This window comes from Streptomyces sp. NPDC087270, assembly GCF_044744625.1.
In the GTDB taxonomy this organism is placed as follows: domain Bacteria; phylum Actinomycetota; class Actinomycetes; order Streptomycetales; family Streptomycetaceae; genus Actinacidiphila.
In genome coordinates, this window is sequence record NZ_JBIUYR010000018.1 from 113299 (window position 1) to 138691 (window position 25393).

General features: G+C 73.8%; 25 protein-coding genes, 1 pseudogene and 1 riboswitch. Of the genes and pseudogenes, 15 read left to right on the plus strand and 11 right to left on the minus strand.

Translation table 11 applies throughout. The features are described from left to right. The first annotated feature begins 28 nt into the window (after positions 1–28). Entirely contained in the window at positions 29–2065 is a 2037-nt protein-coding gene (locus ACIPAE_RS30490; protein WP_402449568.1) for a carbohydrate binding domain-containing protein, read from the plus strand. Positions 2066–2090: 25 nt separating this feature from the next. Here ACIPAE_RS30490 and ACIPAE_RS30495 read toward each other — a convergent pair whose 3' ends face one another. After that, positions 2091–3047, minus strand: coding sequence for an EamA family transporter (locus tag ACIPAE_RS30495; protein ID WP_402449570.1), 957 nt, complete (start codon positions 3045–3047; stop codon positions 2091–2093). An 84-nt stretch (positions 3048–3131) separates the two neighbouring features. On the opposite strand from ACIPAE_RS30495, the gene ACIPAE_RS30500 reads away from it, so the two are divergent. The 5 genes from ACIPAE_RS30500 (at position 3132) to ACIPAE_RS30520 (ending at position 7317) form a co-directional block, all read left to right on the plus strand. Continuing rightward, positions 3132–4037 carry a LysR family transcriptional regulator gene (locus ACIPAE_RS30500; protein WP_402449573.1) on the plus strand — a complete coding sequence of 302 codons (906 nt, stop codon included), beginning with the start codon at positions 3132–3134 and terminating at the stop codon, positions 4035–4037. A gap of 136 nt (positions 4038–4173) precedes the next feature. Beyond that, positions 4174–4542 carry a VOC family protein gene (locus ACIPAE_RS30505; RefSeq protein ID WP_329370916.1) on the plus strand — a complete coding sequence of 123 codons (369 nt, stop codon included), beginning with the start codon at positions 4174–4176 and terminating at the stop codon, positions 4540–4542. A 107-nt stretch (positions 4543–4649) separates the two neighbouring features. Next, the gene (locus ACIPAE_RS30510; RefSeq protein WP_329370919.1) at positions 4650–5201 is read left to right on the plus strand and encodes a hypothetical protein; all 552 of its coding nucleotides are present in this window, start codon (positions 4650–4652) and stop codon (positions 5199–5201) included. A 135-nt stretch (positions 5202–5336) separates the two neighbouring features. Further along, positions 5337–5945, plus strand: coding sequence for an ArsR/SmtB family transcription factor (locus tag ACIPAE_RS30515; RefSeq protein ID WP_402449576.1), 609 nt, complete (start codon positions 5337–5339; stop codon positions 5943–5945). A gap of 67 nt (positions 5946–6012) precedes the next feature. Continuing rightward, positions 6013–7317, plus strand: a complete 1305-nt coding sequence (locus tag ACIPAE_RS30520) for an MFS transporter (RefSeq protein WP_402449578.1) — start codon at positions 6013–6015, stop codon at positions 7315–7317. Positions 7318–7336: 19 nt separating this feature from the next. On the opposite strand, the gene ACIPAE_RS30525 is transcribed toward ACIPAE_RS30520, so the two are convergent. After that, positions 7337–8257 (minus strand): alpha/beta fold hydrolase, encoded by a 921-nt coding sequence (locus ACIPAE_RS30525; protein ID WP_402449580.1) that lies wholly within the window; start codon positions 8255–8257, stop codon positions 7337–7339. Positions 8258–8335: 78 nt separating this feature from the next. On the opposite strand from ACIPAE_RS30525, the gene ACIPAE_RS30530 reads away from it, so the two are divergent. The 3 genes from ACIPAE_RS30530 to ACIPAE_RS30540 all read left to right on the plus strand — a co-directional run bounded on the left by ACIPAE_RS30530 (position 8336) and on the right by ACIPAE_RS30540 (position 10344). After that, entirely contained in the window at positions 8336–9013 is a 678-nt protein-coding gene (locus tag ACIPAE_RS30530) for a TetR/AcrR family transcriptional regulator (protein WP_402449583.1), read from the plus strand. A gap of 260 nt (positions 9014–9273) precedes the next feature. Then, positions 9274–9525, plus strand: a complete 252-nt coding sequence (locus tag ACIPAE_RS30535; RefSeq protein ID WP_402449585.1) for a hypothetical protein — start codon at positions 9274–9276, stop codon at positions 9523–9525. Between the two features lie 39 nt (positions 9526–9564). Then, positions 9565–10344, plus strand: a complete 780-nt coding sequence (locus tag ACIPAE_RS30540) for an adenosine deaminase (protein ID WP_402449740.1) — start codon at positions 9565–9567, stop codon at positions 10342–10344. A gap of 115 nt (positions 10345–10459) precedes the next feature. Here the strand turns inward: ACIPAE_RS30540 and ACIPAE_RS30545 are convergent, their stop codons facing one another. After that, entirely contained in the window at positions 10460–11131 is a 672-nt protein-coding gene (locus tag ACIPAE_RS30545) for a hypothetical protein (protein WP_366410577.1), read from the minus strand. 288 nt (positions 11132–11419) lie between these two features. Further along, entirely contained in the window at positions 11420–11773 is a 354-nt protein-coding gene (locus ACIPAE_RS30550; protein WP_329370932.1) for a beta/gamma crystallin domain-containing protein, read from the minus strand. A 394-nt stretch (positions 11774–12167) separates the two neighbouring features. On the opposite strand from ACIPAE_RS30550, the gene ACIPAE_RS30555 reads away from it, so the two are divergent. The 5 genes and pseudogenes from ACIPAE_RS30555 (at position 12168) to ACIPAE_RS30575 (ending at position 16564) form a co-directional block, all read left to right on the plus strand. Beyond that, a complete protein-coding gene (locus ACIPAE_RS30555) occupies positions 12168–13016 on the plus strand; it encodes a patatin-like phospholipase family protein (RefSeq protein WP_402449589.1) in 849 nt (282 codons plus the stop codon). A 115-nt stretch (positions 13017–13131) separates the two neighbouring features. After that, entirely contained in the window at positions 13132–13818 is a 687-nt protein-coding gene (locus tag ACIPAE_RS30560; RefSeq protein WP_402449592.1) for a M24 family metallopeptidase, read from the plus strand. A gap of 201 nt (positions 13819–14019) precedes the next feature. After that, positions 14020–14622 (plus strand): exonuclease domain-containing protein, encoded by a 603-nt coding sequence (locus ACIPAE_RS30565; RefSeq protein ID WP_402449594.1) that lies wholly within the window; start codon positions 14020–14022, stop codon positions 14620–14622. Positions 14623–14828: 206 nt separating this feature from the next. After that, on the plus strand, positions 14829–15593 hold the full coding sequence (locus ACIPAE_RS30570) for an alpha/beta hydrolase (RefSeq protein ID WP_402449596.1): 765 nt from the start codon (positions 14829–14831) through the stop codon (positions 15591–15593). Between the two features lie 119 nt (positions 15594–15712). Next, positions 15713–16564 (plus strand): annotated as a pseudogene (locus tag ACIPAE_RS30575) (GNAT family N-acetyltransferase). Between the two features lie 45 nt (positions 16565–16609). On the opposite strand, the gene ACIPAE_RS30580 reads toward ACIPAE_RS30575, so the two are convergent. Beyond that, positions 16610–17650: a zinc-binding alcohol dehydrogenase family protein gene (locus ACIPAE_RS30580; RefSeq protein WP_402449599.1), complete on the minus strand. Its 1041-nt coding sequence runs from the start codon at positions 17648–17650 to the stop codon at positions 16610–16612. 300 nt (positions 17651–17950) lie between these two features. Between ACIPAE_RS30580 and ACIPAE_RS30585 the strand changes: the two genes are divergently transcribed. Continuing rightward, positions 17951–18628 (plus strand): SGNH/GDSL hydrolase family protein, encoded by a 678-nt coding sequence (locus ACIPAE_RS30585; protein WP_402449601.1) that lies wholly within the window; start codon positions 17951–17953, stop codon positions 18626–18628. A 210-nt stretch (positions 18629–18838) separates the two neighbouring features. Here the strand turns inward: ACIPAE_RS30585 and ACIPAE_RS30590 are convergent, their stop codons facing one another. The 6 genes from ACIPAE_RS30590 to ACIPAE_RS30615 form a co-directional block, all read right to left on the minus strand. Beyond that, entirely contained in the window at positions 18839–19579 is a 741-nt protein-coding gene (locus tag ACIPAE_RS30590; protein ID WP_402449603.1) for a (2Fe-2S) ferredoxin domain-containing protein, read from the minus strand. Next, positions 19576–20391: an ABC transporter ATP-binding protein gene (locus tag ACIPAE_RS30595; RefSeq protein ID WP_402449605.1), complete on the minus strand. Its 816-nt coding sequence runs from the start codon at positions 20389–20391 to the stop codon at positions 19576–19578. Before ACIPAE_RS30595 ends, ACIPAE_RS30590 begins: the two co-directional genes overlap by 4 nt. Continuing rightward, complete coding sequence (locus tag ACIPAE_RS30600) at positions 20388–21527, minus strand: FecCD family ABC transporter permease (RefSeq protein WP_402449607.1); 1140 nt, start codon at positions 21525–21527, stop codon at positions 20388–20390. Before ACIPAE_RS30600 ends, ACIPAE_RS30595 begins: the two co-directional genes overlap by 4 nt. Beyond that, positions 21524–22621, minus strand: coding sequence for an ABC transporter substrate-binding protein (locus ACIPAE_RS30605; protein WP_402449609.1), 1098 nt, complete (start codon positions 22619–22621; stop codon positions 21524–21526). Before ACIPAE_RS30605 ends, ACIPAE_RS30600 begins: the two co-directional genes overlap by 4 nt. An 18-nt stretch (positions 22622–22639) precedes the next feature. Then, positions 22640–22860, minus strand: a riboswitch (cobalamin riboswitch). Positions 22861–23367: 507 nt separating this feature from the next. Next, the gene (locus ACIPAE_RS30610; RefSeq protein ID WP_329370954.1) at positions 23368–24075 is read right to left on the minus strand and encodes a G1 family glutamic endopeptidase; all 708 of its coding nucleotides are present in this window, start codon (positions 24073–24075) and stop codon (positions 23368–23370) included. 324 nt (positions 24076–24399) lie between these two features. Continuing rightward, positions 24400–25296 carry an SDR family oxidoreductase gene (locus ACIPAE_RS30615; protein ID WP_402449612.1) on the minus strand — a complete coding sequence of 299 codons (897 nt, stop codon included), beginning with the start codon at positions 25294–25296 and terminating at the stop codon, positions 24400–24402. Between the last annotated feature and the right edge of the window lie 97 nt (positions 25297–25393).

The following is a 25393-nucleotide window of genomic DNA, read 5'->3' on the forward strand; positions in this document are numbered from 1 at the left end:
GAGTTCTCCCCCCATCGGAGGAACGCGCATGTCCGCACGCGCAGCAGCGGCGATTCTCGGCGCCCTGACCGTCGCCCTGGCGACCCCAATCGTCCTGGCATCACAAGCGTCGGCCGCCACTGTGCCGACCACGCCTCACCCTCCCGCGGCCGCGCTGCCGGTCGGCTCCTCCCACGCGGGCGCCGCACTGCGCCCGGTGATCGCCCCGACCCGTAGGTCGTACTACGTCGACTGCGCGGCGACCACGGACGGGAACGGCACGTTGAGCAGACCGTGGAACTCGCTCACCGATGCCAACGCGCACACCTACCACGCCGGCGAGGCGCTGCGGCTCATGCGCGGCACCACCTGCACCGGGACCCTGTCCCCGAAGGGCTCCGGCAGCGCCGCGGTTCCGTTCACCATCTCCGACTACGGAACGTCCTCCGCGCGGGCCGTTGTCGACGGTGACGGCGCCCCCAACGCGGTCTACCTGTACAACGAGCAGTTCATCCAGCTCACCAACCTGGAGATCACCGACCAGGCCGCCCCGGGCACCAACCGGCGCGGCGTCGAGGTGGTGGCCCAGGACATCGGCGCGGCCCGGAACTACCTGCTGTCCCACCTGTACGTCCACGACATACGCGGTGACACCACCAAGGGCACCGACGGTTCGGCCGGCATCGACTTCGAGGTGCACGGGACCACCACGCCCACCTGGTTCGACGGCGTGGTGATCCAGGACGACACCGTCGACGACGTCGACCGCAGCGGCATCACCGAATGGTCCACCTGGGGCAACGACGCCGCGGTCAACGACCCGACCGACATGCCCGAGCCGCGCCACCCGACCAGGGGCCTGGTGATCCAGGGCAACACCCTGCACCGGATCGGCGGGGACGGCATCGTGGTCATCGACGCCGACAACTCCCTGGTGCAGTACAACACCCTGGCCGGCTTCCACCTGGAGCCCACCGGATACGACGCCGGGATCTGGCCGTGGGACGCCGACGGCACCGTCTTCCAGTACAACGACGTGTCCGGCGGGGCCAGCACCAACGACGGCATGGCCTTCGACGTCGACCAGGGGACGGCGGGAACGGTCTACCAGTACAACTACAGCCACGACAACGACGGCGGCTTCATGCTGTTCTGCAACGCCGACGGAAGCACGTCCGACGCCGTCGTCCGCTACAACATCAGCCAGGACGACTCCTACCGCGGCTTCGAGAACTGCTCGGGCGCGGTGTCCGGCATGCAGGTGTACAACAACACCCTCTACATCGGCCCCGGAGTCAGCCAGACCGTGGTCAACGAGAACAACACCACCCCGCGCGAGGTCTCCTTCAGCAACAACATCGTGGTCAAGTCAGGCAGCGGAAGCGCCTCGTTCAACCTGCGGTCCGGCGGCTACACCTTCCACCACAACGACTTCGTGAACCTGGGCGGCCTCCCGTCCGACCCGGGCGGAACCACCGCCGATCCGGCCTTCTGCGACCCCGGCGACGCCGGCGGCATCCGCGGCGCCACCGGCTACCGGCTGTGCGCCGGCTCCCCGGTGGCCGGCATCGGCGCGGCCGTCCGCGGCAACGGCGGCCGGGACTACTTCGGGGTCGCGGTGTCGCCCACCGCCGCCCCCAACATCGGCGCCTCCGCCGCGGCTCCCTCGGCCGGCGCGCCGAACCTGCTGCCCGACGGCGGCCTCGAAGCCGGCAACCTCAACGGCTGGAGCACCCGCGGCGCCACCGCCGCGCAGGACCCGGCGGCGCACGGCGGCGCCTACGACCTGTCCCTGAACGCCCCCTCCGGCGGCGCCGCGACCGCCGAGTACACCGTCACCGGTCTCCAGCCGAACACCGCCTACCGGTACACCGGCTGGGTACGCACCACAGGCGCCCCCACCTGGCTGGGCGTCAAGAACCACGGCGGCGCCCAGGTGTCGGCGTCCACCACCGCGACCGGGTGGACCCGGCTGTCCGCGCCGTTCACCACGGGAGCGGGGGACACCAGCGCCACCGTCTTCTGCTACCTGCCCTCGGCCGGCCGGTCCAGCTGCGACGACCTGTCCCTCACCGCGGGAGGCTGACCGCCCCGCGCCGACGGGGTGGGGTTCAGCCCGAAGGCGAGCTGGTTGTGGTGGGCGTCAGGGCGTGGTGCGGTTCGGGAGGCGCGGGGGAGGAGCGGACGCCGGTGCGGGTGGCGCCGATGCCGGCGGTCACGACGAGGGCGACGCCCGCCGCGGAGGCGAGCGCGGGGACCTGGCCGAGCACCAGCAGCCCGGCGAGGAGCGCGACGGCCGGCTCCAGGCTCATCAGGGTGCCGAAGGCGGAGGTCGTGAGGCGGCGCAGGGCGAGGAACTCGAGGGCGAAGGGCAACGCGGCGCTCAGGGCGGCCAGCCCCAGCATCGCGGCGAGCAGCCTCCACGTGACGTGTGCCAGGTCGGAGGGCGCCGCGGCGAGGAGGCCGACGAGGCCGGCGACGGGCATGGAGACGGCCAGTCCGCCGAGGCCGGTCACGGAGTCGCCCACCCGCTGGGTCAGCAGGATGTAGGCCGCCCAGCAGGACGCGGCGGCCACGGCGAAACCCGCGCCGGCCGCGTCGATCCCCCCGTGCCAGGGTTCGGTCAGGGCGACGACACCGAGGGCCGCCATGGCCGCCCAGCGGATACGGCCACGGCTCGGACCCTGGGGGGAGCCGTGGAGGGAGCCGTAGAGGGACACGGCCAGCGGGCCGAGGAACTCCAGCGCGCTGGCCGTGCCGAGCGGCAGCCGCGCCACGGCGAGCATGAAGCAGATCATCATGCCCGCGCTGACCGCGCCCAGCGCGGTGCACGCCCGCAGGTCGCGGCCGGTGAAGTCGCGCGGGCGGGGCCGCACCAGCACCAGAAGGAGCACACCGGCCCACGCCATACGCAGCCCTGTCGTGCCCAGGGCGCCGAGCCGGTCGACCAGCGGAACCGACAGCGCGAGCCCGAGCTGGACGGCGGACATGGAGGTCACGGCCATCAGGGCCCCGGTCGCGGACGCGGACAGCCGCGGACCGGTGGCGCGGTGGTTCGGCAGGCTCATGCACCCGAGTACATGATGGCCGGACCGTTCGTGTCCACGTGCCGATCGTGAATGAACCGTTCGCCGATCCGCGACAATCCAGGGATGGAGACACGACGACTGCGGATGCTGGTGGAGCTGTCCCGGCTGGGGTCCATGCGCGCGGTGGCCGACGTCCTGGGCACGACCACCTCGACCGTCTCGCAGCAGATCGCCGCCCTCGCCGACGACATGGGCACCGCGCTGACCGAACCGCACGGGCGCCTGGTCCGGTTGACGCCCGCGGGACGCCGGCTGGCCGAGCACGCGGTGACGATCCTCTCCGCCGTCGAGGCGGCGCACCACGACCTCGCGCCGGGAGCGGAGCCCACCGGCACCCTGCGCGTCGCGGGTTTCGCCACCGCCATCCGCGCCCACCTGCTGCCCATCGTCACGGCCCTGGCCACGAGCCATCCCCGCCTCCGTGTCCTGGTCCGCGAACACGAACCCGCCGAGGCGCTGCGGCTCCTGGCCGAGGACGCGACGGATCTGGCCCTGACCTACGACTACAACCTGGCGCCCGCGGCCGAGGACCCCGTGCTGCGCGCCACTGCCCTGTGGACCGCGCGCTGGGGTCTGGGCGTCCCCGCGCACGCCGACGTCCGAGAAGGGACGGCAGCGGAGGTCTTCGCCCGGTTCGCCGGGCAGGACTGGATCGTCAACTCGCGCAACACCGCGGACGAGACCGTCATCCGCACCCTCGCCTCCATGGCGGGCTTCACCCCGCGCATCACCCACCAGGCCGACAGCCTCGACCTCGTGCGCGCCATGATCACCGCCGGGCTCGGTGTGGGCCTGCTCCCCGTCGGGACGGTCACGCTCCCCGCGGTGCGGCTCGTCCCGCTCGCCGCTCCCGACGTCGAACTGCGCGCGTACGCCGTCGCGCGCCACGGCCGCCTGGACTGGCCCGCCCTCGCCCTGGTCACCGACCTCCTGGTCAGGCGGTCCGCGCCCGGGGCGATGCTCAGTTGAGCGCCGGGCCGTACGACGCTGTCGCGGGTGGAGCCGCGCCTTCGTGCAGCAGCCGAGCGGCGGTCCGGTCCTGCCGATGAGTTCGCCGTCCTCGGACGGTCCACCCGACGACTCGACCGTTCTCGACAGGAGTGCCATGTCCACCATCCAGCCGGTGATCCTGACCGCCGCCCAGGACGTTCTGCTCGGCTTCTACACGCGGTTGTTCGGCGCCGAGGAGGTCTTCCGGGTGCCGGCGGAAGGCCCCGCCTTCTACCTCGGCCTGCGCATCGGCGACACCGACCTCGGGCTGGTGGCCAAGGACGACGCGGAGACCGGGGCGGCGCCGCGGATTCTGCTCAGCATCGCTGTCGACGACGTCGACGAGACGCTCGGCCGGGTGGTGGCGCTGGGCGGCTCGGTCAGCGGCGGCCCCAACGACATGCCGTGGGGACAGCGCGTCGCCCACATCCGGGACCCCGACGGCAACCCGGTGAACCTCACCCAGCCGATCCCGCAGGGGTGACGCCGCCCGGCGGGGTTTTCCCAACCTTTACCGGCGCCGCCTTGTAGCCCCTGTGAGAGAGCTGTGAAGATCGCGGGGGTTTCTCGACGCCCTGGGGGGGCTTGCGCATGTCGGCTCGTTCGGCGCGAACAACGGTGGCGGTGGCCGTCATGGCGATGGTCATGGCCACTGCCTGCGACGGGCAGCGGCACGACCCGAACTCGCCGTATCGCGTGGGCGATCACTACACGGTGCTGCAGAGGTACGTCACCGGCGGTGTGCACTGGCAGCTGGACGCCTACATCGACGCCGATCAGGACGGCAGCTTCTGTATGAGCCTTGACGATTCCCGGGGGCCGGACCACTCCGCGACGTTGCCGTGGGCGAACGGTGCGTGCGGCTTCGACGGTTCGGACTCCGGCGGGTACTACGGCGGCGGCCAGGCGCCGGGGCGCAACGCCTTCGCTTCCTACGGACCCGTTCCCGACGCGGCCGTAGGAGTGCGGGTGTCCACCGAAGAGGTCGTCCCCACCCACCCGCTCCCGAAGGGGCACGGCCTGCCGGACGGCCGGTACTGGGTCGTGTACCAGCCGGCGTCGTGGCCCGGAAAGGGCGCCAGGTCGGTGGACCCCCAGCCCCTGGACGCCTCGGGGCGAAAGGTCGCGTTCACGACGTTCTGAGCGGTGCGCGGCGGCTGCGGCCGGCCCTCGCGGGGCGCGGCGTGCGGACATCGGCGTTGCCGCTCGGGGGAGTGGGGCCGAGCGCATTCCAAGCACATGCTTGACATTGCCGGTGGCGCGGCCCATATTCCAAGCATGTCCTTGGAGAGAGATCCGCGGCGCGCACGGTTCCTGGACGACCCGCTGGCGATCCGGGCGATGGCGCACCCCGTCCGGCTGGAACTGCGAGCCCTGCTCGGCAGGGAGGGACCGATGACCGCGGCCGAGGCCGCGCGTCGGCTCGGGATCAGCCAGGCCCTGACCTCGCACCACCTCCGTCAACTGGCCAAGTACGACTTCGTGGAGCCCGCGCCGAGCAAGGACAACCGCGAGCGGCCGTGGCGGCTGGTGTCGACCTCGCAGTCGTGGCGCGGTGCGGAACTCACGCCGGAGGGCGATGCCGCGGTGAGCGTCCTCGAACAACTCCTCGCCGAACGCGCCCTCGACCAGCTCGCCACGTGGCAGCGGCAGCGGCCCGCGGAGGAGCCGAACTGGCGGGAGCACACCGGCATCGACCACACCGGGGTCTACCTCACCGCCGACGAACTCGCCGACGTGGCCGGGCGGATGGCGGACCTGCTCCAGCGGTACGTCGACGAGCGTCCCATCGACGACAAGTCGACCCGCCCGCCCGGCAGCCGGCACGTGCAGTTCACCCGGATCGTCACGGTCTCGCCGCCCGTCCCCGCGGAGGAGGAGCGATGAAGGACCACCGGCCGCCGCTCGTACGGCAGTCGGCGGCCCGCGCGGCTGCCGATCCGGGGCGGTCCCCGTGCATCAGGTAGCGCCGGCGGCACCGGGCACCGCCGGGGCGGGCGCGCGGACCGACCGCCGGTTCGCCATCTTCTGGTCGGGCCAGACCGTTTCGCAGTTCGGCGACCGGATCAGCGAGCTGGCGCTGCCGCTCATCGCGGTGGCACTGCTGCACGCGAACGCCCGGCAGGCCGCGCTGCTGACGGCGCTGATCTGGCTGCCGAACACCGTCGCGCCGGTCGTCGGCGCCTGGATCGACTCGCGCCCCCACAAGCGGCTGATGATGATCGCGGCCGATGTGACGCGCGCCGCCGCCCTGTTGAGCCTGCCGATCGCCTACGGGGCGCACGCGCTCGGGCTCGGGCAGCTGTACGTCGTCGGCGCGGTGACCGGGGTGGGGCAGACGGTGTTCGACGTCGCGTACCCGGCGTTCTTCGTGACGCTGATACCGCGGACCGGCTACGTGGTGGCCAACAGCAGGCTGAACATGAGCCGTTCGCTGTCGTACGTGGTCGGGCCCGCGGTGGGCGGCGCGCTCGTCCAGGCGATCACCGCGCCCGCCGCGGCGGCCGTGGACGCGGTCTCCTTCCTGTTCTCCGCGACCATGATCGGCCGGATCAGGACGAAGGGGCTGCCGCCCGCCTCGGACTCCCACCTGCCGTTGCGCACGCGGATGGCCGCCGGCGCCCGGTTCATCTTCCGGCACCCGGTGCTGCGCGCAAGCCTCGCCTGCTCGACCACGATGAACTTCTTCATGTACGCCGCGCAGGCGATCGTCATCCTGTTCGCCAACCGCGTGCTGGGCCTGCCGGCGGGCATGATCGGACTCGCCCTCGGGGCGGGCGCGGTCGGCGGCCTGGCCGGCGCGGTCCTGGCGCGCAGGGCCATCGGGGTCCTCGGCCTCGGCCGGACGATCATGCTGGGAGCCGCGCTGTACCCGAGCCCGCTGGTGCTGCTCGTCCTGGCGGGCGGCGCGCACGGGAAGAGCTTCCTGCTGCTCGGCGCGACGGAGTTCCTGTCGGGACTGGGCGTGATGTTCTTCGACATCGGCAACAACTCGCTCAGGGCCGCCGTGACCCCCGACCATCTGCGCAGCCGGATCGCCGGCGCCTACAGCTCGATCAATTACGGCTCCCGGCCGCTCGGCGCGCTGGTCGGCGGCTGGCTGGCCACGGGGATCGGCATGCGGCCGACGTTGCTGATCGCGGGTGTCTGCGGCGCGGCGGGCAGCTTGTTGCTGCTGCCGTCGCCCGTCCCCGGCATCAAGGTCGTGCCGGAACCGGTCGCGGCGGGGGATCGTCCTGGGCCCGGAAGCAGTAGCTGAGGGATGTCCGGCCGCGGTGTCAGGGTTCCACCGGGCCGGTGAACTGCGGTTGCGCGGGGGCCAGATCGGCGTGCGTGCGCAGCTCGTCGGCGTAGGTGCTCCAGTCGGCGCGGAAGAGGAAGTGGCCGACGCCGGGTACGACGCGCAGGCGTGCGGTGGGAACCGCGGCGGCGATGGCGCGCGCGGCCGACGTACGCAGCAGCGGGTCGCGTTCGCCGTGCAGCACCAGCGTCGGCGCGGTGATCCCGGCCAGCGGCCCGCCGTGCCACTTCGCGCCGATCTGGCGGCTCTGCGCCTTCGCGTCGCGGAAGCTGGTGACCTGGTGCGCCGCCTCCTTGTCCACGAACTCGCGCACGTCGTGCTCGTCGATGTGCCGGTCGGGCGCGGCGAGCAGGCGGGCGACGGCGACGGCCAGGTCCAGGTTGCCCTGAGGGGTGTCGGGGTGGTGGAGCCGGGAGAACCGGGGCAGGAGCGACAGGCGCACGTAGCGCAGGACGTTCAGGCCCTTCGCGTCGCTGGGGACGGCCGAGGACGTGATCAGGCTCAGCACGCGCTTCGGGTGGCGGATCGCGGTGCGCTGCGCCACGAGTCCGCCCATCGAGTGGCCGAAGAGGTGGGCGCTCTGCCAGCCGAGGGCGTCGAGGACGGCGACCGCGTCGTCGGCGAGGTCCTCGGCGCCGTAGGCGGGGGCGTCGCGGCGCAGCAGGGCCTTGAACGGCGAGCCGGCGCGCCGGTCCGGCAGGTGGGTGGACTCGCCCGCGTCGCGCTGGTCGTAGGCCACGACGTGGAAGCCGCGGCCGAGCAGTTCGTCCACCAGCCCGTCCGGCCACCAGAACCGTGAGGTTCCCAGCCCCATGACCAGCAGGAGCGGGTCGCCGCCCGCACCGCCCAGGTCCTCGAAGGCGATCCGGATCTCGCCGTTGTGCGCATAGCGCGTCATCGCGTCCCTCCCATTCGCAAACGTCGTTCGCGAACAGCGTATGCGATAGATAGGCTGGCGGCAACGCGGGAGGTGGCGATGACGGTGGCAGGGCGGAACGAGCCGGTGATCTGGATGCGGCCGGAGCAGGCGGCGGTCGGACGCCCGGCCGAGCGCAGCCGCGCCGAGATCACCGCCGCCGCGGTGGAACTGGCCGACCGCGAGGGCCTGGACGCCGTCTCCATGCGCCGCGTCGCGTCGGTTCTGGGCACCGGCGCCGCCTCGCTCTACCGCTACGTGGCCACCCGCGACGACCTGCTCGACCTGATGACCGACAGCACCGCGAGCGAGTACGACCTGCCCGCGGCCAGCGGCGACTGGAAGGCCGATCTGCTCGCCATCGGCCACCAGGCCCGGCAGATCATGCGCCGCCACCCGTGGCTGCCCGCCATGGTCATGAGCCGTCCCACGCTCGGCCCCCACGGGATCGACCTCCTGGAGCACGTGCTCGACGTACTCGCCGACCACCCGGCCGGCCCCGCGCGCAAGTTCGAGGCGTTCGCCCTGCTCAGCGGTCTGACCGCGTTGTTCGTACAGAACGAGATGGCTGCCGCGGACACCGGCGCCGCACGCCAGGCCGCCTACCTCCACCACGTCGCCGCCGCGGGCGACCACCCCCGCATCACCGCCCTGCTCGCGGCTTCCCCGCCCCACGGCAAACCCCGCGACCGCTTCGACACCGTCCTCGCCCGCACCCTCGCCGGCGTACTGGGCTGACGTCCGCCGGCGTCCACCGCGGGCGATCGCACGCTCTGGCGGCGCGCGGATCTCAAAGGTGGCCGGGCGCCGGCCGGGAAGGGCCCTTGGCAGCCGGTGGAGCGGGTGTGGGCAACGGTTCGCGGTGCGGCCGGTGGGGACCGGTGCCGGCTCCGCTCCGAGCGGTGCAGGAACGCTCCCAGGCGATCCCGACCATGGCGGTGACCTGGCCTGACGAGCCCCGACGGCCCTACTGTCCTCCCGTCAGGAGGGGATGGCCGATGCATCAGGACAGGCGGCGTCGCGCCGTGGCGAACGAGCAGCCCGGAGACGGGACTTGGACCCGAACCGGAACCGGGGCCGGGATGGTCGCGTCGGGGCGTGACCCGAGGGCGCTGCCCAAGGCGGAACTGCACCTTCACCTGCTGGCGGCCATGCGCCCGGCCACGCTGGCGGAGCTCGCGTCGGATGCCGGACGTGCGGCCCCCGACCCGCGGGGGTTCGCCGACTTCGAGGGGTTCCAGCAGGTCTAGGCGGCGGCCTTCGACGCGACGTCGGACCGCCCCGCCAACCTGCGGCGGGTGGTGACCGAACTGGTGGAGGACACCGCGGCCGACGGCGGCGTCTGGGTCCAGCCGCACTTCGACCCGCGTTCCTACGCGCACTTCGGAGCGCCGGAGGACGTCCTGGACCTGGTCCTCGACGCGGGCCGGCAGGCGGGCGCGCGCTGCGGCGTCGGGTTCGGGCTGACCCTGGCGGTGTCCCGCCACGCGACCCCCGCGGCCGCCGTGCGGCTTGCGCGCTTCGCCGCGTGGTACGCGGGGCGCGGCGTCCACGCGTTGGGGCTGACCGGTCACGAAGGGGCCCGCGGCACAGGGGAGTTCGCGGAGGCGTTCGCCATCGCCCGTACCGCAGGACTGACGTCGGCACCGCATGCCGGGGAACTCCGCGGACCCGACAGCGTCCGCGCGGCGGTCGACCGCCTCGGCGCGACCCGCGTCGCGCACGGCATCCGCGCCGTGGAGGACCCCGCCCTGCTGGAACTCCTGGCCGCGCGGGGCGTCTCGCTGGACGTCTGCCTGACCTCCAACCGGGTGCTGGGTCTGGTCCCCGACCTGGCCCGGCACCCGCTGCCCCGGCTGCTGGCAGCGGGTGTCCGGTGCTCGCTGGGGACGGACGACCCGTTGATGTTCGGGGCGTCGCTCACCGACGAGTACCGGACCGCCCGCACGGCACTCGGGCTCACGGACCACCAGCTCGCCGCGATCGCCCGCGCCTCGCTCGAAACCAGCGACGCGCCGCCCGAGTTGATCGCGGCGGCCACCGAGGGCGTCGACGCCTGGCTCGGCTGACGTCCGCGCCGGCCCGTGCGGGGGCGTTCACCGGGAAGGCGGGGCGCATCCCGGGGTACGTACGCAGGAAGGCACCGCGGGGGGCGCGCGGTGCCTTCCGGTGGGGCTCGGTGGGTCAGGCGCTCAGGAGGAGCCAGCCCCCGAGGCCGCTGCACATGCTCGCGTTGAAGACGTCGGTGCGGAAGCCGGGCGGTACGGGTACGCCGGGGCAGATGTACTCGCCGACGCGGGCGAGTTGCTGGTACCAGATGCCGATGTTGCCGCAGCCGGTGCTGATGTGGCCGGTGAGCACGTAGCCGGTCGGGATCGGCGAGCCCGCGCAGACGTACTGGCCGTCGCGGGCCAGCTCCAGGAACCAGGTGTCGATGTTGGCGTTGCAGCCGTTGGCGGTGTGCATGGTCAGGACGTAGCCGGTGGGGATCGGTGAAGTGGCGCAGATCCAGATGCCGTTCTGCACCGGCTGGATGTACCAGGCGCCGGCGCCGTTGCACCCGTTGGCCGCGCGGCTGGTGATCACGTAGCCATCCGGTATGGGCGTGCCGGGGCAGACCCATCCGGCGTCCGCCGGAGTGACGTCCGTCGGAGTGGCGGCTTCGGGGGTCGAGGCGGAGGGGGCGGCGGCGACCGGTGCCGCCTGGGGCGTCCGGGGCGCCGCACTGGCCGTGCCGGCGGCGGTGCCGGTGAGGACGGCCGCCAGCAGCGCGACCACCCCCACCGCGGCGGCGAGCCGGCTCCGGAGTGCCGTCGCCAGGGAACGGCCGAGCAGATGGCGATACTTGAGGGTCACTTCACACCAGTCCAATCGACGGGTCGATGAAGCGCCGCACGACGACCGTGCGGCACCGGGCTGTGGAACTGAAGTGACCCTAGTGGGAAGTGATGTGAATGGTCATCACCGGGTAAAGACGTCATCAACCTGGCCGGAAATCGACCGGGGGACCCGATCCGGGAAGCCGAGCCGGGAACCCGAGCGGGGATCGGACCGCGGATGAGAGGTGCCCGCGTGGACGGCAGTTCCGCGGTCCGACGCCGACGTGTCGGACCGCGGGGGAGATCGTCGCGTCGGAGGATCGCGTCAGAGGATCTGGATGGAGGCGACCTTCGGGGGGTTGTTCGGGAACGTGATGTCGTGCCAGCGATCGATCCTCACCGAGTCGCCGTTGGCGTCGTAGTAGATCAGGTCGTTGTTGCCCGTGACGATCCGGTCGACCCACCACCCGCCGAAGTTGGTCCGCCCGGCGTTCGCGTAGCAGTCCACGCTCTGCTGCCCGTTGAGGTGCGAGTAGATCTTCAGGAAGTTCTCCCCGCCGACGCACTCGACATGGTTGATGGCGAAGGCGTTGCCGCTGGGCACGCCCAGGGTGAGCGTGGCGGCCGCGGCGAGCGCGAGAGCCAGGGACCGCGCCACCTTCTTGACTTTCGAGATCACGGTTTTCTCCTTACCTGCGAGGGCCGGCGCACCTGCCGGCCGTGTCGGCGACGTCGCGCCATGGCGGAACGGTGCTTCGTCGAGCCGGCAGACGACCGGTCGCGCACCAGGCCGGCCCCTCCGGCCGCACCTGTCAGGGAGGCGGCCGGAGGACCCGATGCACCCAACGTAGCGATCGCCATGCGCAGTTGGGCGGTAACACTCCGTGTCCGGACCGCCGCGCCGAAACATCACCCGACCGTGGCGGCCCGGCCCCACACACCGCGGGCGCGTGCGCCGGTCAGGTACGCGCCGGCCGCGAACGCGCGGGCAACGGAGAGGCCGGCAACGGAGAGGTCACCGCGGCGCCTTAGGGTGCGGGGGAGCGATCGGACCGACGAGGGGATGGCTGGGGATGGCTGTGGCTGAGGCGTTGGTGCTGGGCGGCGGAGGCGTCGCCGGGGTGGCGTGGATGACCGGTTTGCTGGCGGGGCTGGCCGAGGCGGGTCAGGACGCCACGGCGGCCGACCTGATCGTGGGGACCTCCGCGGGCTCGACCGTCGCGGCGCAGCTCGGGAGCGGGCTGAGCCTGGCGGAGCTGTACGCCCGGCAGGTCGAGCCGCGGTTGCAGGCCGCCGAGATCATGGTCGAGGTGGACCTGGCGGGCTTCGGTGCGCAGATCGAGGCCGTGCTGCGGGAAGCCACGACCGCGCAGCAGATCCGGCGCGCGGTGGGCGCGTTCGCCCGGGGCGCCACCACCGTGCCGGAGGCGGAGCGGCGCGCGGTGATCGAGTCCCGCCTGCCGTCGTACGACTGGCCCGCCCGCGCGATGAAGATCGTCGCGGTGGACGCGGAGAGCGGGGAGCCGCGGGTGTTCGACAGGACGTCGGGCGTGGACCTCGTCGACGCTGTCGCGGCGAGCTGCGCCGTGCCCGGCGTGTGGCCGCCCGTGACGATCGACGGGCGCGGGTACGTCGACGGCGGGGTCCGCTCCAACGACAACGCCGACTACGCCGCCGGTTCCTCCCGCGTGCTGGTGCTCTCCCCGCTGGGCAGCGTCCAGTTGCTGCCGAGCGAGAAGCCGCTGGCGCAGGCCGTCGACGAGTTGCGCGCGGGCGGCGCCGAGGTCGCGGTCGTCGAGCCGGACGAGGCGTCGCACGCGGCGATCGGCGAGAACCCGCTGGACCCGTCCACGCGCGGGCCGGCAGCGGCGGCGGGCCGCGCCCAGGGCCGTGGCCTGACGATCGAGTGGACGACGGCCTGATCCGCTTCCGTGCTCGGGATCGACCCGGCACCGAGGTAGGACGCACGACGGCTGGACCACCTGCGCGGGCCAATCCGGTTGCCGGGGCGCCGGCGGCGCTCCTACGGTGGGCGGCGTGACGGTCGAATCCACGCGCGCGGCGCGGCTGTTGGACGCGCAGGCCAAGGCGGCACTGCTGTTCGCCGAGATCGAGACCCGCAACCTGGTCGCCCCCGGCCTGGGCGAACGCGAGGTCAGCGACCGGGTGCGCGACCTGGCGAACGAGATGTTCGGCACCACGCACTACTGGCACAAGCGGATCGTACGGTCCGGGCCCAACACCCTCCTGCCGTACCGCGAGAACCCGCCGGACCGGATCATCGGCGCGGACGACATCGCGTTCGCCGACTTCGGGCCGATCTTCGAGGAGTTCGAGGCCGACTTCGGGCGGACCTACGTCCTCGGCGACGACCCCGTCAAGCGCCGCCTGTGCGACGACCTGCCGCTGGTGTTCGCCGCGGGCCGGCACGCCTTCGAGGCGGACCCCGAGATCACCGGCAGGCAGCTCTACGCCGACGTCGAACGGCTGGCGGCCGACGCGGGGTGGCAGCTCGGCGGCTGGCACGTCGGCCACCTGGTCGGAGCGTTCCCGCCCGAACACGACGACTTCGCGGACGTCGACTCCCACATCGTGCCCGCCAACGGCAAGCCGCTGCGCCGCACGGACGACGCGGGCCGGCTGCTGCACTGGATTCTGGAGATCCATCTCGTCGACCGCGAGCGCGGGTTCGGGGGGTTCTACGAGGAACTGCTCGACTTGTGAGGTGGGTTCGGCGAGGCCGCTGGAGGCCGAGGCGCGGGAGCCCGGCGGAGTCCGGTGGAGCGGTTGAAGCAACGACCGCTGCGGGGAACCCGGTTGACCCGTTGACCGGTTGACCTCGGCTGGCCCGTTGGCCCCCACCCCCTTCCGGTGACGCGCGCGGCTCCGGCCGACGGCGACCCGCCGTAGTGGAACGATCACGGCATGGACTTCACCGCCTGGCCCCCGCTGCTCGTCGTCGACGTCGAGAGCAACGGCCGCACCCCGCCGGACCTCGTCGAGGTCGCCGCCCTCCCGATCCGCGACGGCCGGCCGGACCCGGCCACGGCCGGCGCGTGGCTGATCCGCCCGCCCCGGCCCGTGACCCCGCGCGCCGCCCGGGTGCACGGCCTGACCGACGACGTCCTCGCCGGCCACCCCGCCTGGGACCGGGCCGCCGAAGAGGTACGGGGCCGGCTCGGCACGGCCTGGATCGCCGCGCACAACGCCCACGTCGACCACCGCGCCCTGTCCGCGCACCTGCCCGGCTGGACGCCCGACGGCGTCATCGACACGCTGCGGCTGGCCCGGACCACCCTGCCCGGCCTGCCGTCGTACACCCTCGACCACCTGATCGACCATCTCCACCTCGACCTTACGGCCGCCCCCGCGCAGCGCCACCGCGCGACCTACGACGCCTACGCGGCGGCCCGGTTGCTCCTCGCGCTCGCCGGGCGCTACCCGACCTGGCCCGCCCTGGTCGCCGTCGCGGTGCCCCCCGGCCTCCCCGGCGGCCCCGGCCCGCGACAGGACCCCACCTTGTGGTGACGCCCGGCTCCGCGGGCCCGGAAACAGAGTGGCCGAGGCCGCGCGAGGGCTGTTAGCGTCCGGGCACCGTGACATCGGCCGAGGAGGTGAGACCCGTGAACGCTGTATCCGCGTGGGTGCTCCCTCCGCTCGTCACGGTCGGGCGATTGACGTAGGTGTCGCCGGGAGCGCCTCGAACCCAAGGCACTCTCGAAGGGCAACACCCTATGTATGCAATGCAGTTCACCGCCGAGTCGTCGTCGAACGGCATGGTGGAGCGGGACTTCGCCGTGGGCGGGGTGCCCGGCGTGCTCTGGTCGCCGCCATCCGGCGCCGGACGCGCGCCGCTGGTCCTGATGGGGCACGGCGGCGGCAACCACAAGAAGTCACCGGCGATGTCGGGGCGTGCGCTGCGCCTCGTGGCGGAGGGCGGCTTCCACGTCGCCGTCATCGACGCGCCCGGTCACGGCGACCGGCCGCGTACGGCGCACGACGAGCGGGAGATCGCCGAGCTGTACCGGGCGAGGGCGGCCGGTGAGCCCGAGGGCCCGATCGTCGTCCGCTACAACGCCCACCTGGCCGAACGCGCCGTGCCCGAATGGCGGGCGACCCTGGACGCGCTCCAGACGCTTCCCGAGATCGGGGAGGAAGGGCCGGTCGGCTACTTCGGCCTGAACATGGGCACCGCGATCGGCGTGCCCCTCACGGCCACCGACCCCAGGATCACCGCCGCGGTCTTCGGGCTGCACTGGCCCGACGCCCTGGCCGACCCGGCGCGGCGGATCACCGTACCGATCGAGTTCGCGATGCAGTGGGACGACGAGCACATCCCGCGCGCGTCCGCCCTCGCGTTGTTCGATGCCTTCGGCTCGCAGCACAAGACGCTGCACGTCAACTCCGGCAGGCACAAGGAGCTGCCGCGGTTCGAGGCCGACAGCGCGGTCCGCTTCTTCGTGCGCCACCTCGGCCGCGCGTCCACCCCGCCCGCCTGACCCCCTCCCCCCGGGCGCCCGCCCCAGCGCGGGCGCCCACCACCGAACGCGCGGCCGTGCATCGGGGGCCGTGCGGGCGGGACCTTGCACGCGAAACCGTCCACGGGGGACCCTGGACCATGGGTCCGGACGAGTGGCACCTCACCGACGACATCGACGAACTCCTCCGCCACGCAGGGGACTTCCTGCGCTCGCGCCCCGCCCTGCACACGATTCCGCTGACCGTCATGGAGACGCTGCGAACCCGCGGAGCGGCCGCCTTCGGTGGCGAGGCACCCGCCTTCGGGTGGCTGGAGCGCGCGGGCGAGGGCCGTGCGGTCTTCCACCTCCTCCGCCGGCTGAACCTCACCCCGCTCACCCCCGAGCAAGCCGACGCCCTCGCCGCCCACCTGGCCGGAACCGGCCGGGTCCTCACCGGCGTCAGCGCGGACCACGACACCGCCACCGCCTTCACCGAAGCCTGGCGGCGGCACACCGGTGCGACACCGACACCCCTCAGCCGGCTCCACCTGTACCGCCTCGCCTCGCTCACCCCTCCGCACCCGCTCCCCGCGGGCCGGGCCTGAGAGGCGGGTGACCGGGACCACGAGCACGTCGTGCGCTGGTGCGGCGAGTTCGTCGACGCCGTCGGTGAGGCGACCACCGTGGACGCCGCCGGTTGGGCCGCCACACGTTTCGCCGGCAAGCGGTACACCTTCTGGGAGACCCCGGACGGTGCCCCCGTCGCCATGGCCGGCCGGACGCCCCTGGTCGCCGGCCAGATCCGCGTGGACCCCGTCTACACCCCCCTCCGCCTGCGCGGCCACGGCTACGCGGCCGCCGTGACGGTCGCGGTCAGCCGCGCCGCACTGTCCGCGGGCGCGACCGACGTCGTCCTGTTCGCGGACGCGGCCAACCCCACCAGCAACCGCCTCTACCGCCGCATCGGCTTCCGCCCCCTCGCCGACTTCACCACGTACGACTTCGCGTAGCACCCCCGCGCGCCGAACGGCACTTCACGCGGACCGGCGCGCGGTTCAGGTGGGGGTGGGTGGGATGAGGACGGCGGCGCCGTTGACGCGGTCTGCGGCGAGGTCGGCGAGGGCCTGGTCGGCGTGGTCGAGGGGGTAGCGGGTGACGGTGGCGTGGATGCCGACGCGTTGGGCGGTGGCGAGGAAGTCCCGGCCGTCCTCACGGGTGTTGGAGGTGACGCTGCGCAGGTCGCGCTCCTGGAACAGGTGTTGCTCGTAGGTGAGCACGGGGATGTCGGAGAGGTGGATGCCGGCGATGGCGAGGGTGCCGCCGCGGTCGAGGGCGGCGAGTCCGACCGGCACCAGGTCGCCGACCGGGGCGAAGAGGATCGCCGAGTCCAGCGATTCGGGTGGCGCGTCGTAGGCGTCGCGGGCGGACGACGCGCCGAGTTCCAGGGCGAGTTCGCGGGCCGCGGCGGAGCGGGTCAGCACGTGTACGGTCGCACCGTCGGCGAGGGCGACCTGCGCGGCGAGGTGCGCGGAGGCCCCGAAGCCGTACAGGCCCAGCCGGCCGCCGGGCGGGAGCGCGCTGCGCCGCAGCGCGCGGAAGCCGATGATGCCCGCGCACAGCAGCGGCGCCAGTTGCGCGGGGTCGGCGTCGCCGGGGAGCGGGTAGGCGAACGCCTCGGGCAGCACCGTCATCTCGGCGAAGCCGCCGTCGGCGTCCCAGCCGGTGTAGACGGAGGACGGGCAGAGGTTCTCGTGCCCGGCCCGGCAGTAGCGGCAGACCCCGCAGGTACCGCGCAGCCACGCACCGCCCACCCGGTCCCCGACGGAGAACCGGCTCGCCCCGTCACCCGTCGCGCTCACCCGGCCGACGATCTCGTGGCCGGGGACGGTCAGTGGCCGGTGCGGCCGCAGGTCGCCCTCCGCCAGGTGGAGGTCCGTACGGCACACCCCGCACGCCTCGATCCGCACCTGCACCTCGCCGGGCCCGGGTGACGGGACTTCCCGTCGGACCGGGCGCAGCGGCCCCGAAGCGATCGGGCCCGGTTCGCTCACCGCCCAACCGCTCAGGTCCCCCGTGCGGGCGGCCTCGAACGCCATGCCTCCAGCATGCGCCCGCCCGTACCGCCCGGCAATCGCGCCGCGGTGTCCTCACGGCCGGCGACGGCGCGCTCACTCGCGGTGCGACGGCCGCGGTACGAGGGCGGTGACCTCCTCGTATCGTCCTGGTGCGGCTGCCACGACGGGACGTTCGCACGCTACGGTCTGGTTGCGGCGACGATGCCGCGCGACGTGGACGTGACCGGGAGCCGTGCGTACACCGGCGGCTGCCGGATTCCGCACGGCCTCGCACCGCGTGGCAGCACCACCAACCGAGCGCACTGACAGGAGCCGAGCACTATGTCCGCTGACATCACGCTTCCCTTCGAGAAGGGCAGCCACGTGCTGTTCATAGGCGACAGCATCACGGATGCCGGCCGCCTGACGGACAAGCCGCCGTACGGCGGCGGCTATGTGAGCCTGATCCAGGCCCTGGTGACCGCCGAGGCACCCGAACTGGGGCTGCGCTGGAGCAACCGCGGGATCTCCGGCAACACGGTGCGCGACCTCGCGGGGCGCTGGCAGGCCGACGTCCTGGACGAGCGGCCGGACTGGCTCTGCGTGAAGATCGGCATCAACGACTGCTGGCGGGGCGTGGAGGGCAAGACCGAAGAGGCCGTGCCCGTCGGCGAGTTCCAGGAGACGCTCGCCGCGCTGCTGGACCGGGCTGTTGCGGCCACCGGCTGCCGCGTCGTGCTCGCCACTCCCTACCTCATCGAGGGCGACAGGTCCGACCCGTGGCGGATCGAGTCCGACCGTTACGTGGCCGCCACCGGCGAGGTGGCGCGCGAGCGGGGGCTGCCGCTGGTCGACGTCCAGGCGGCCTTCGACCGCGTGCTCGCGCACACCGTGCCCGCCGACTGGGCCCGCGACCGCGTCCACCCGGCACTGCCCGGCCACGCGGTGATCGCGCGCGCCTTCCTCGACACCTTCCGTGCGCTTGCCGCGGGCGACGCCGGTGAGGCCGGCGCGAACTGACCTGCGGCGGCGCGGTGTTCGGGCCGGTCCCGGACGCGGGTGCCGCGACCTCGGGGCCGCCGTGGTCCGCGCGCCTTCCTCGACGCCTTCCGTGGGCTCGGCGCGGGCGACGCCGGTGAGGCCGGGGCGAACTGACCTGCGGCGGCGCCGTGTTCGGGCCTCGTCCCGGACGAGGGTGCCGCGGCCGCAGGTCGCCGTGGTCCCCGTCCGTCAGTCACCCGGGTCCGTCAAGTCCTCCGGCGCCTCCGCAGCCGCCGCGCGGCGCCGGGGGAGGCGGTGCGCCGCGACCGGCCGGCCGGCCAGGAGGTGCTCGGTCACGATCGTCCCGGCCGCGGCCGGGTCCACGTGCCCGTACCAGACGTCGTCCGGCTGCACGCTGAGCACGGGGGCCTGGTTGCACGGGAACTGGCAGCCGGTCTGCACCACGAGGACGTCGTCGTCGCCGAGGCCGTGCTCGCCCAGCCCGCCCACCAGGGCGCGCAGCGTCGCGTCCGCGCCCTTCGCTGTGCAGCGCGGCCCGCGGCACACCAGGACCTGGTGCCGGTGGCCGGTCACCTCCTCCCACGCCGTGGAGGTCAGGCCGGGCTCCTCGCCGGTGATCGGCCGGACCGAGGACGCGACGGCGTCCACGGCGTCCAGCCCCTCCGCGAGCCGGGTGGCGACCAGGACGTCCGGGCGGCGCCCGCCGTGCTCGCGCCACCAGTGGGCGGCGACCCGGCGCAGCCAGGACGGGCCGGGGCCGGTGTCGCCGCACCGGACGCCGACCAGCACGACCGTTTCGGCCCCCGCGTCGGCCAGCCGGGCCAGTTCGGCCGACAAGGACGGCTCGCCCTGCTGGAGGAACGCGATCGTCGCCCCGGACCGGCGGGCCCGGTCCAGCAGTTCGGCCCGGCGGCCGGCCTCCAGCACGGACATGCCGACCAGGACCAGGGCGCTGCCGTCACCGTTCACGACGGGGACTCCTCACGCAGCACGCCGTTCCACCGGACGTGCGGCCGGTCGTGGCGGGGGTGCCGTTCCACCGTCGCGTCCACCCCGTAGACGCGGCCGATCAGCTCCGCGGTCAGCACCTCGGCCACCGGTCCGTGGGCGACCAGCCGGCCGTCGAGCAGGACGGCGACCTCGTCGCAGTAGGCGGCGGCGAGTTCGAGGTCGTGCAGTGCCGCGACCGTGGTGACACCCAGCCCGCGCACCGTCTGGAGGAAGCCCAACTGGTGCCGCAGGTCGAGGTGGTTGGTGGGCTCGTCCAGGAGCAGCACCTCGGGCTGCTGCGCCAGGGCCCGCGCGAGCTGGACCCGCTGGCGCTCGCCGCCGGACAGGGACGACCAGCTCCGGTCGAGCAGCCCGCCGACGGCCGCCGCGGTCGCGGCGGCGGCCACCGCGCCGCGCTCGCGGGCCGCCGCCGCGCCCGGCGGCACCGGCCACCGGCCGCGGTGCGGGGTCCGGCCCAGTTCGATCACCTGACGGGCCGTCAGCGGCAGCCCGGTGTCGGCCTGCTGCTCCATGAACGCCAGCCGCCGCGCCCTGTGGCGGGCCGGCAGCGCGTACAGGTCCCCGCCGTCCAGCAGGACGCGGCCCTCGTCGGGCCGGCGCAGGCCCGCCAGGGCCCGCAACAGCGTGGTCTTGCCGGCGCCGTTGGGTCCGAGCAGCCCGGTCAGCCGGCCGGGGGAGAAGCCGAGGCCCACGTCCGACAGCAGGGTGGCGGCGCCGGCCCGTACCGCGATTCCCTCGCAGCGCAGCGCGACCGGCCGGCCCGCGGTCACGCCCGTCCTCCCGCCGCGGCGCCGCGCCCTTGCCGCCACAGCAGCCACCCGAAGAACGGCGCGCCGAGCCCGGCGGTGACCACGCCGACCGGGATCTCCCGGTCGGGGAGCACCGACCGCGCCACGACGTCGCTGCCGACCAGCAGCGTGGCGCCCAGCAGCGCGGACACCGGCACCAGGACGGTGTGCCGCGGCCCGCACAGCAGGCGGACGACGTGCGGCACGACCAGGCCGACGAACCCGATGACCCCGGTCTCGGCCACCAGGCACGCGGTCATCAGCGCGGCGGTGCCCACCAGCAGCCAGCGGACGCGTTCCACCGGAACCCCGAAGGAGCGGGCCGCGGTCTCCCCGAAGGCGAACGCGTCCAGGTCCCGGGCCGCCGCGATCATGAACGCCGTGCCGGCGACGGCGACCGCGGCCAGGAACAGCGCGGTGTGCCAGCGCACCCCGGCCACCGAGCCCAGCGTCCACTCCATGACGCCCCGGGCGGCGTCCCGGTCCCCGAGCACCAGCACCACGAACGAGGTGTAGGCGGCGCACATCTGCCCCACCGCGATGCCGGCCAGGACGGTCCTGCTGCCCGGCAGCGCCCACGAACCCGCGCCGGCCAGGGCCATGACCACGGCGGCGGCGAGCAGCGCGCCGGCGAAGGCGGCCGCCGGCAGCGCGAGGCCCGCAGCCGCGCCGGAGGCGCCGACGCCCAGCACCAGCACGGTGACCGCGCCGACCGCGGCACCGTCGGAGATGCCGAGCAGGTACGGGTCGGCGAGGTCGTTGCCGGTCAGCGTCTGGAGGACGGCGCCGCAGACCGCGAGCCCGGCGCCGGTGGCGGCGGCGCCGACCACGCGCGGCAGCCGCAACTGCCAGACGATCTGGTCGTCCAGCAGCGTGACGTGGTGGTCGCCCATGCCCAGCCGGCGCAGCACGACATCGGCCACCACCCGCGGCGGTTCGTGCACCGAGCCGACGGCGAGGCCGAGCAGGCACATCGCCAGCAGCGTGGCGGCGGCAACGGCGAGGGCCACCGCCGCGCGCCCCGGTCCCGCCGCGCGCCCCGATCCCGCCGAGCGCTCGGTGAGCGGTTCGGTCGGCTGGTCGGCCGGGCGGTCGGTGGGCGGGTCGGCCGCCGTCACGACGCGGGGTGCAGCTTGGCCAGTCCCGCCGAGACCTGGGCGGCGCCGTCGGCCAGGAGCACGCCCGGCGTCGACTCCGAGAACGGTACGACGACGAACGCCCGCTTGCGGACGGCCGTCAGCCGGCTCAGCACGGGGTCGTGCTCCAGGTAGGCGATCTTCGACTTCGCGGTGTCCCAACCGGCGTCCGCGAGGACGATCGCGTCCGGGTTCGCGGCGGCCACCTTCTCCCAGCTGACGCTCTGCCAGCCGCCCGGCAGCGAGCCGAAGACGTTGTGCGCGCCGACGGCGTCGAGGATGAGCTGCGGTCCGCCGTGGCCGGCGCCGACGAAGGGGGTCTTGGTGTCGGAGTCGTACCAGAGCACGTTCAGGCCCCTGCCCGCGCCCTGGGCGGCCAGGCCGGCCAGCGTCTTCTTCTGCTGCTGCTCGATGGCGGTGGCCCGCGCGGTCACCCCGAAGACCTTGGCGACGTCCGTGAGCTCGCCCCAGACCGCCGCGAAGGACGCGGCCGGCACCTGCTTGCTGTCGGCGCAGCCGAACGGCGACAGGTAGGAGGGGATGTGCTCGGCATCCAGTTCGGCCCGGGTGCCGGCGACCTTGCCGGTGAAGGCGCTGGCGTAGGAGGCGTAGAGGAAGTCGGGGTGCGCCGCGAGCAGCTTCTCCTTGGTCGGGTACTCCTTGCTCAGCACCGGCACGGAGTCGTAGGCCGCTTTCCACCGGGCCGGGATCGTGTCGTCGAGGTAGGCGGTGCCCGCCATCCGCGTCTGGAGGCCCAGGGCCAGCGCGACCTCGGTGGCGCCCTCGTTGAGGGTGACCAGGCGCTTCGGGGGTGTGGACACGGCCGTGGCGGCGCCGCAACTGCGCACGGTCACCGCGGCGGGGTGGCCGGACCCGGTGGCGGTGGCGGGGCCCTTCGCGGCGGGTGCTCCCGTACAGGCGCCCAGGGCGCCGAGGGCGAGCAGGGCCGTGGCGGAGGCGGCGAGCCGGGCGGCGCGGGCCCGGCGCGGGCGCGGGGCGCGGTCGGGTCTCGGGCGCGCCCGCCAGCGTATGAGCTGATCGATGCGGTGGAACGGGTGCAGCGCGCTGGTCGGCACGTGTTCTCCAAACCCTCGTGGAAGATGTCGCGCCGTGGCCGGTCTCCTGGCTTCCGCGTCAACGCTCCGCGGCCGACCTTCCCAGGCGACCCGTCTCGGTCCCGCCCAGTGGCCCCGACCGTCTGCACGGTCGGCGAGGGCCGCGCAACTCCGCGGCTACAGTGGCGAGGGCCGCACCGGCTTCTCCACCGGTTTCCCGTGCACCACGGCAAGCGCACGCTACCAAACGCGACAACCCGCCCGACCAGCCGGAGGGTCCCAGGTCAGCGGGACGGGCGGTCGGGCATCGGCCCGGCGGTGGCCTCGACGCGCCGAGGCCCGGCGCCCGCACCGGAAACCGGCTGTCCGGCGGGACCCGGCTTCGCCGTCGCCCGCGCGCTCGCCGCCCAGAGCCACCCCGTCGTACGCACCGCCCGCGGCCGCGACGCGGCGCAACGGCCCGCGGCCGAGCCACGGAGGGACGGACACGCCGGCCCAGGGCCCGGACCTGTTCGACCCCGCCGGTACGGCGACAAGCGGCCCACCACCCCGCCATGACCTTCGGCCGCCGCGACGCCTTGGTCGACAATCACCGGCGCCCTGCCGAATGTCCGGGCACTGTCCGCGCCGGACGCGTACACGGACGCGTACACCGGACGCGGTGCACACCCCGCTGGACGTCGCCCCGCGCTCATCCCGCCCGGCGCAGACGCGTGGGGGCCGGACGCGGGCGAACGCGTCCGGCCCCGAGGAGAACTGACGGAACGTCAGCCCGGGATGATCGAGAACGATCCGCCGTTGAGGGCGGTCTCGGTGTACGGGCCGCTGTCGATGGCCTGCGGGTTGTAGGCGTCGAACGACTGGCCGTCGACGGTGATGCCGCTGAAGTCCTGCTCGTTGAAGGACGGGTAGCTGCCGGTGGGCGACTCGATCACGGCCTCGGCGCTCGCGTCGGACGCGTTGAGCGAGGACTGCGTGGTCTTCGACCAGCCCTTGGTGGTGTCGGCCAGCTTCAGGCTGTAGGAGCCGCCGCCGTTGTCGACCACGCTGGCGGTGAACACGTCGCCGGCGTCCACTGGTTCGTTGTAGTACACCGGCGAGGCCGGGTACATCTCGTACCAGCCCGAGTACTCGGGGCCGCCGCTGGAGCAGTCCACCTGGACGCCGGTCTGCTCGACGGTCTGCGAGCCGTAGCCGTCGATGCCTATCCACGGCGCGTACAGGTCGTTCGAGGAGTTGCAGGTGACCTGGGGCATCGTCCACGAGCCGGAGATGCTGCTGAACGAGCCCTGGGCGATGTAGCCGCCCCAGTTGCTGTCGCCGGAGAAGCCGTGCAGCGGCTGGGCGAAGTGGTGGGCGCCGAACTCGACGCTGGGGGCGGCGGCGCTGGCGGGTCCGGCGAGGGAGGCGCAGGACAGGGCGAGCAGCGCGGCGGCGGCGGCCCTGGTGGGGGCTGCGGTGCGGAACTTGTGCATCCGGTGAACTCCAAAGGTGTGGGAGTTGCGAGGGTGGTGGGGGGAGTCGGCCTGCCGTCCGTGGCCCGTCTGGTTGTGGGGGAGGCTGGCCGACCAGGCCGGTGTAGTGATGCTGGCGCCGGGGGCGGGTGGCGTGGAAGGCCCCGGCTGTTACCGGATGGCGCAATGGCGTGAACATGACAACAATCGGAGTGGTGACAGACCTCGGCGGTGAAACCGCTTGGCCCCGGCGGGAGTTCGGGTCCGGAACGGCCCGGCGGCGGACGCCGGCCGCCCGCGGCCAGGAGGCCGCGGGCGGGTGGGGGTCACGGATGTGACGGCCGGTCAGCGGTAGTAGCAGCCGCTGTCGTGGTCCTCGATCAGGGTGGGGCCGTCGGGGGTCCAGCCGAGCAGCGTCCGGGTGGCGTCGCTGCCCGCGGCCATGTCCGTTCCGTAGAACTTGGTGAGCCAGCCGAAGTGCTCGGCTGCTTCGCCGGTCGGGACGGAGACGACGGGCAGGCCCAGGCCCCGTCCGACGGCTTCGGCGATCCGCCGGGTCGGGATGCCGGTCTCGGCGGCGGCGTGCAGGGTGGTGCCGGCCGGCACCTGCCGGTCGAGGGCGAGCCGTACGACGCGGGCCGCGTCGCCGCGGTGGACCGCCGCCCAGCGGTGGGTGCCGTCGCCGATGTAGGCAGAGACGCCCTTGGCCCGCGCGGTGGCCACGAGCGCGGCCAGGAAGCCGGGGTCGCCGGCGCCGTGCACGGTGGGGGCGAACCGGGCGACGACCGTGCCGACCCCGCGGTCCGCGTACTCCAGCGCGAGGTTCTCGCTGCCGCCGCGCAGGGAGTCGACGCCGTGGAACGGCGATCCGTCCTGCTCGGTCGCGACCCGGCCCGGGGTGAGGAAGGCCAGGCCGGAGGCGAGGACGAAGGGCCGGCCGGTGCCGGCGAGGGCGTCGGCCACGGCCTGTACGGTGCCGCGCTCGGTCTTGTTGGTGCCCGCCTGGTCGGCGAAGTCGTGCTTGTTGGCGAGGTGGACGACGGCCTCGGCCGCGGTGGCCGCGGCACGGATGCCGTCCAGGTCGTCGAGGTCGCCCCGGACCACCCGGACGCCCCTGGCGTCGAGCGTGGCGGCGGAGGCGTCCGAGCGGGCGAGGCCGGTGATCTCGTGTCCGGCGTCGAGCAGTTCGCCGACGACGGCCGTGCCGATCCATCCGGTCGCTCCGGTGACGAATACGCGCATGTCGTTCTTCCTTCGGGTAGGTCCGCGGCGTGCTGCCGCGGGTCGGTGCTGCGGGCGGCCCGTGCGGGGCACGCGCCGTGGAAACGTGGGGACGCAG

Excerpts from the sequence above, each read along its gene's own strand:
- ACIPAE_RS30490 (WP_402449568.1), top strand. The coding sequence starts at position 29 with ATGTCCGCACGCGCAGCAGCGGCGATTCTCGGCGCCCTGACCGTCGCC.
- ACIPAE_RS30495 (WP_402449570.1), bottom strand. The coding sequence starts at position 3,047 with ATGAGCCTGCCGAACCACCGCGCCACCGGTCCGCGGCTGTCCGCGTCC.
- ACIPAE_RS30500 (WP_402449573.1), top strand. The coding sequence starts at position 3,132 with ATGGAGACACGACGACTGCGGATGCTGGTGGAGCTGTCCCGGCTGGGG.
- ACIPAE_RS30505 (WP_329370916.1), top strand. The coding sequence starts at position 4,174 with ATGTCCACCATCCAGCCGGTGATCCTGACCGCCGCCCAGGACGTTCTG.
- ACIPAE_RS30510 (WP_329370919.1), top strand. The coding sequence starts at position 4,650 with ATGTCGGCTCGTTCGGCGCGAACAACGGTGGCGGTGGCCGTCATGGCG.
- ACIPAE_RS30515 (WP_402449576.1), top strand. The coding sequence starts at position 5,337 with ATGTCCTTGGAGAGAGATCCGCGGCGCGCACGGTTCCTGGACGACCCG.
- ACIPAE_RS30525 (WP_402449580.1), bottom strand. The coding sequence starts at position 8,257 with ATGACGCGCTATGCGCACAACGGCGAGATCCGGATCGCCTTCGAGGAC.
- ACIPAE_RS30530 (WP_402449583.1), top strand. The coding sequence starts at position 8,336 with ATGACGGTGGCAGGGCGGAACGAGCCGGTGATCTGGATGCGGCCGGAG.
- ACIPAE_RS30535 (WP_402449585.1), top strand. The coding sequence starts at position 9,274 with ATGCATCAGGACAGGCGGCGTCGCGCCGTGGCGAACGAGCAGCCCGGA.
- ACIPAE_RS30555 (WP_402449589.1), top strand. The coding sequence starts at position 12,168 with ATGGCTGTGGCTGAGGCGTTGGTGCTGGGCGGCGGAGGCGTCGCCGGG.
- ACIPAE_RS30565 (WP_402449594.1), top strand. The coding sequence starts at position 14,020 with ATGGACTTCACCGCCTGGCCCCCGCTGCTCGTCGTCGACGTCGAGAGC.
- ACIPAE_RS30570 (WP_402449596.1), top strand. The coding sequence starts at position 14,829 with ATGTATGCAATGCAGTTCACCGCCGAGTCGTCGTCGAACGGCATGGTG.
- ACIPAE_RS30580 (WP_402449599.1), bottom strand. The coding sequence starts at position 17,650 with ATGGCGTTCGAGGCCGCCCGCACGGGGGACCTGAGCGGTTGGGCGGTG.
- ACIPAE_RS30585 (WP_402449601.1), top strand. The coding sequence starts at position 17,951 with ATGTCCGCTGACATCACGCTTCCCTTCGAGAAGGGCAGCCACGTGCTG.
- ACIPAE_RS30610 (WP_329370954.1), bottom strand. The coding sequence starts at position 24,075 with ATGCACAAGTTCCGCACCGCAGCCCCCACCAGGGCCGCCGCCGCCGCG.
- ACIPAE_RS30615 (WP_402449612.1), bottom strand. The coding sequence starts at position 25,296 with ATGCGCGTATTCGTCACCGGAGCGACCGGATGGATCGGCACGGCCGTC.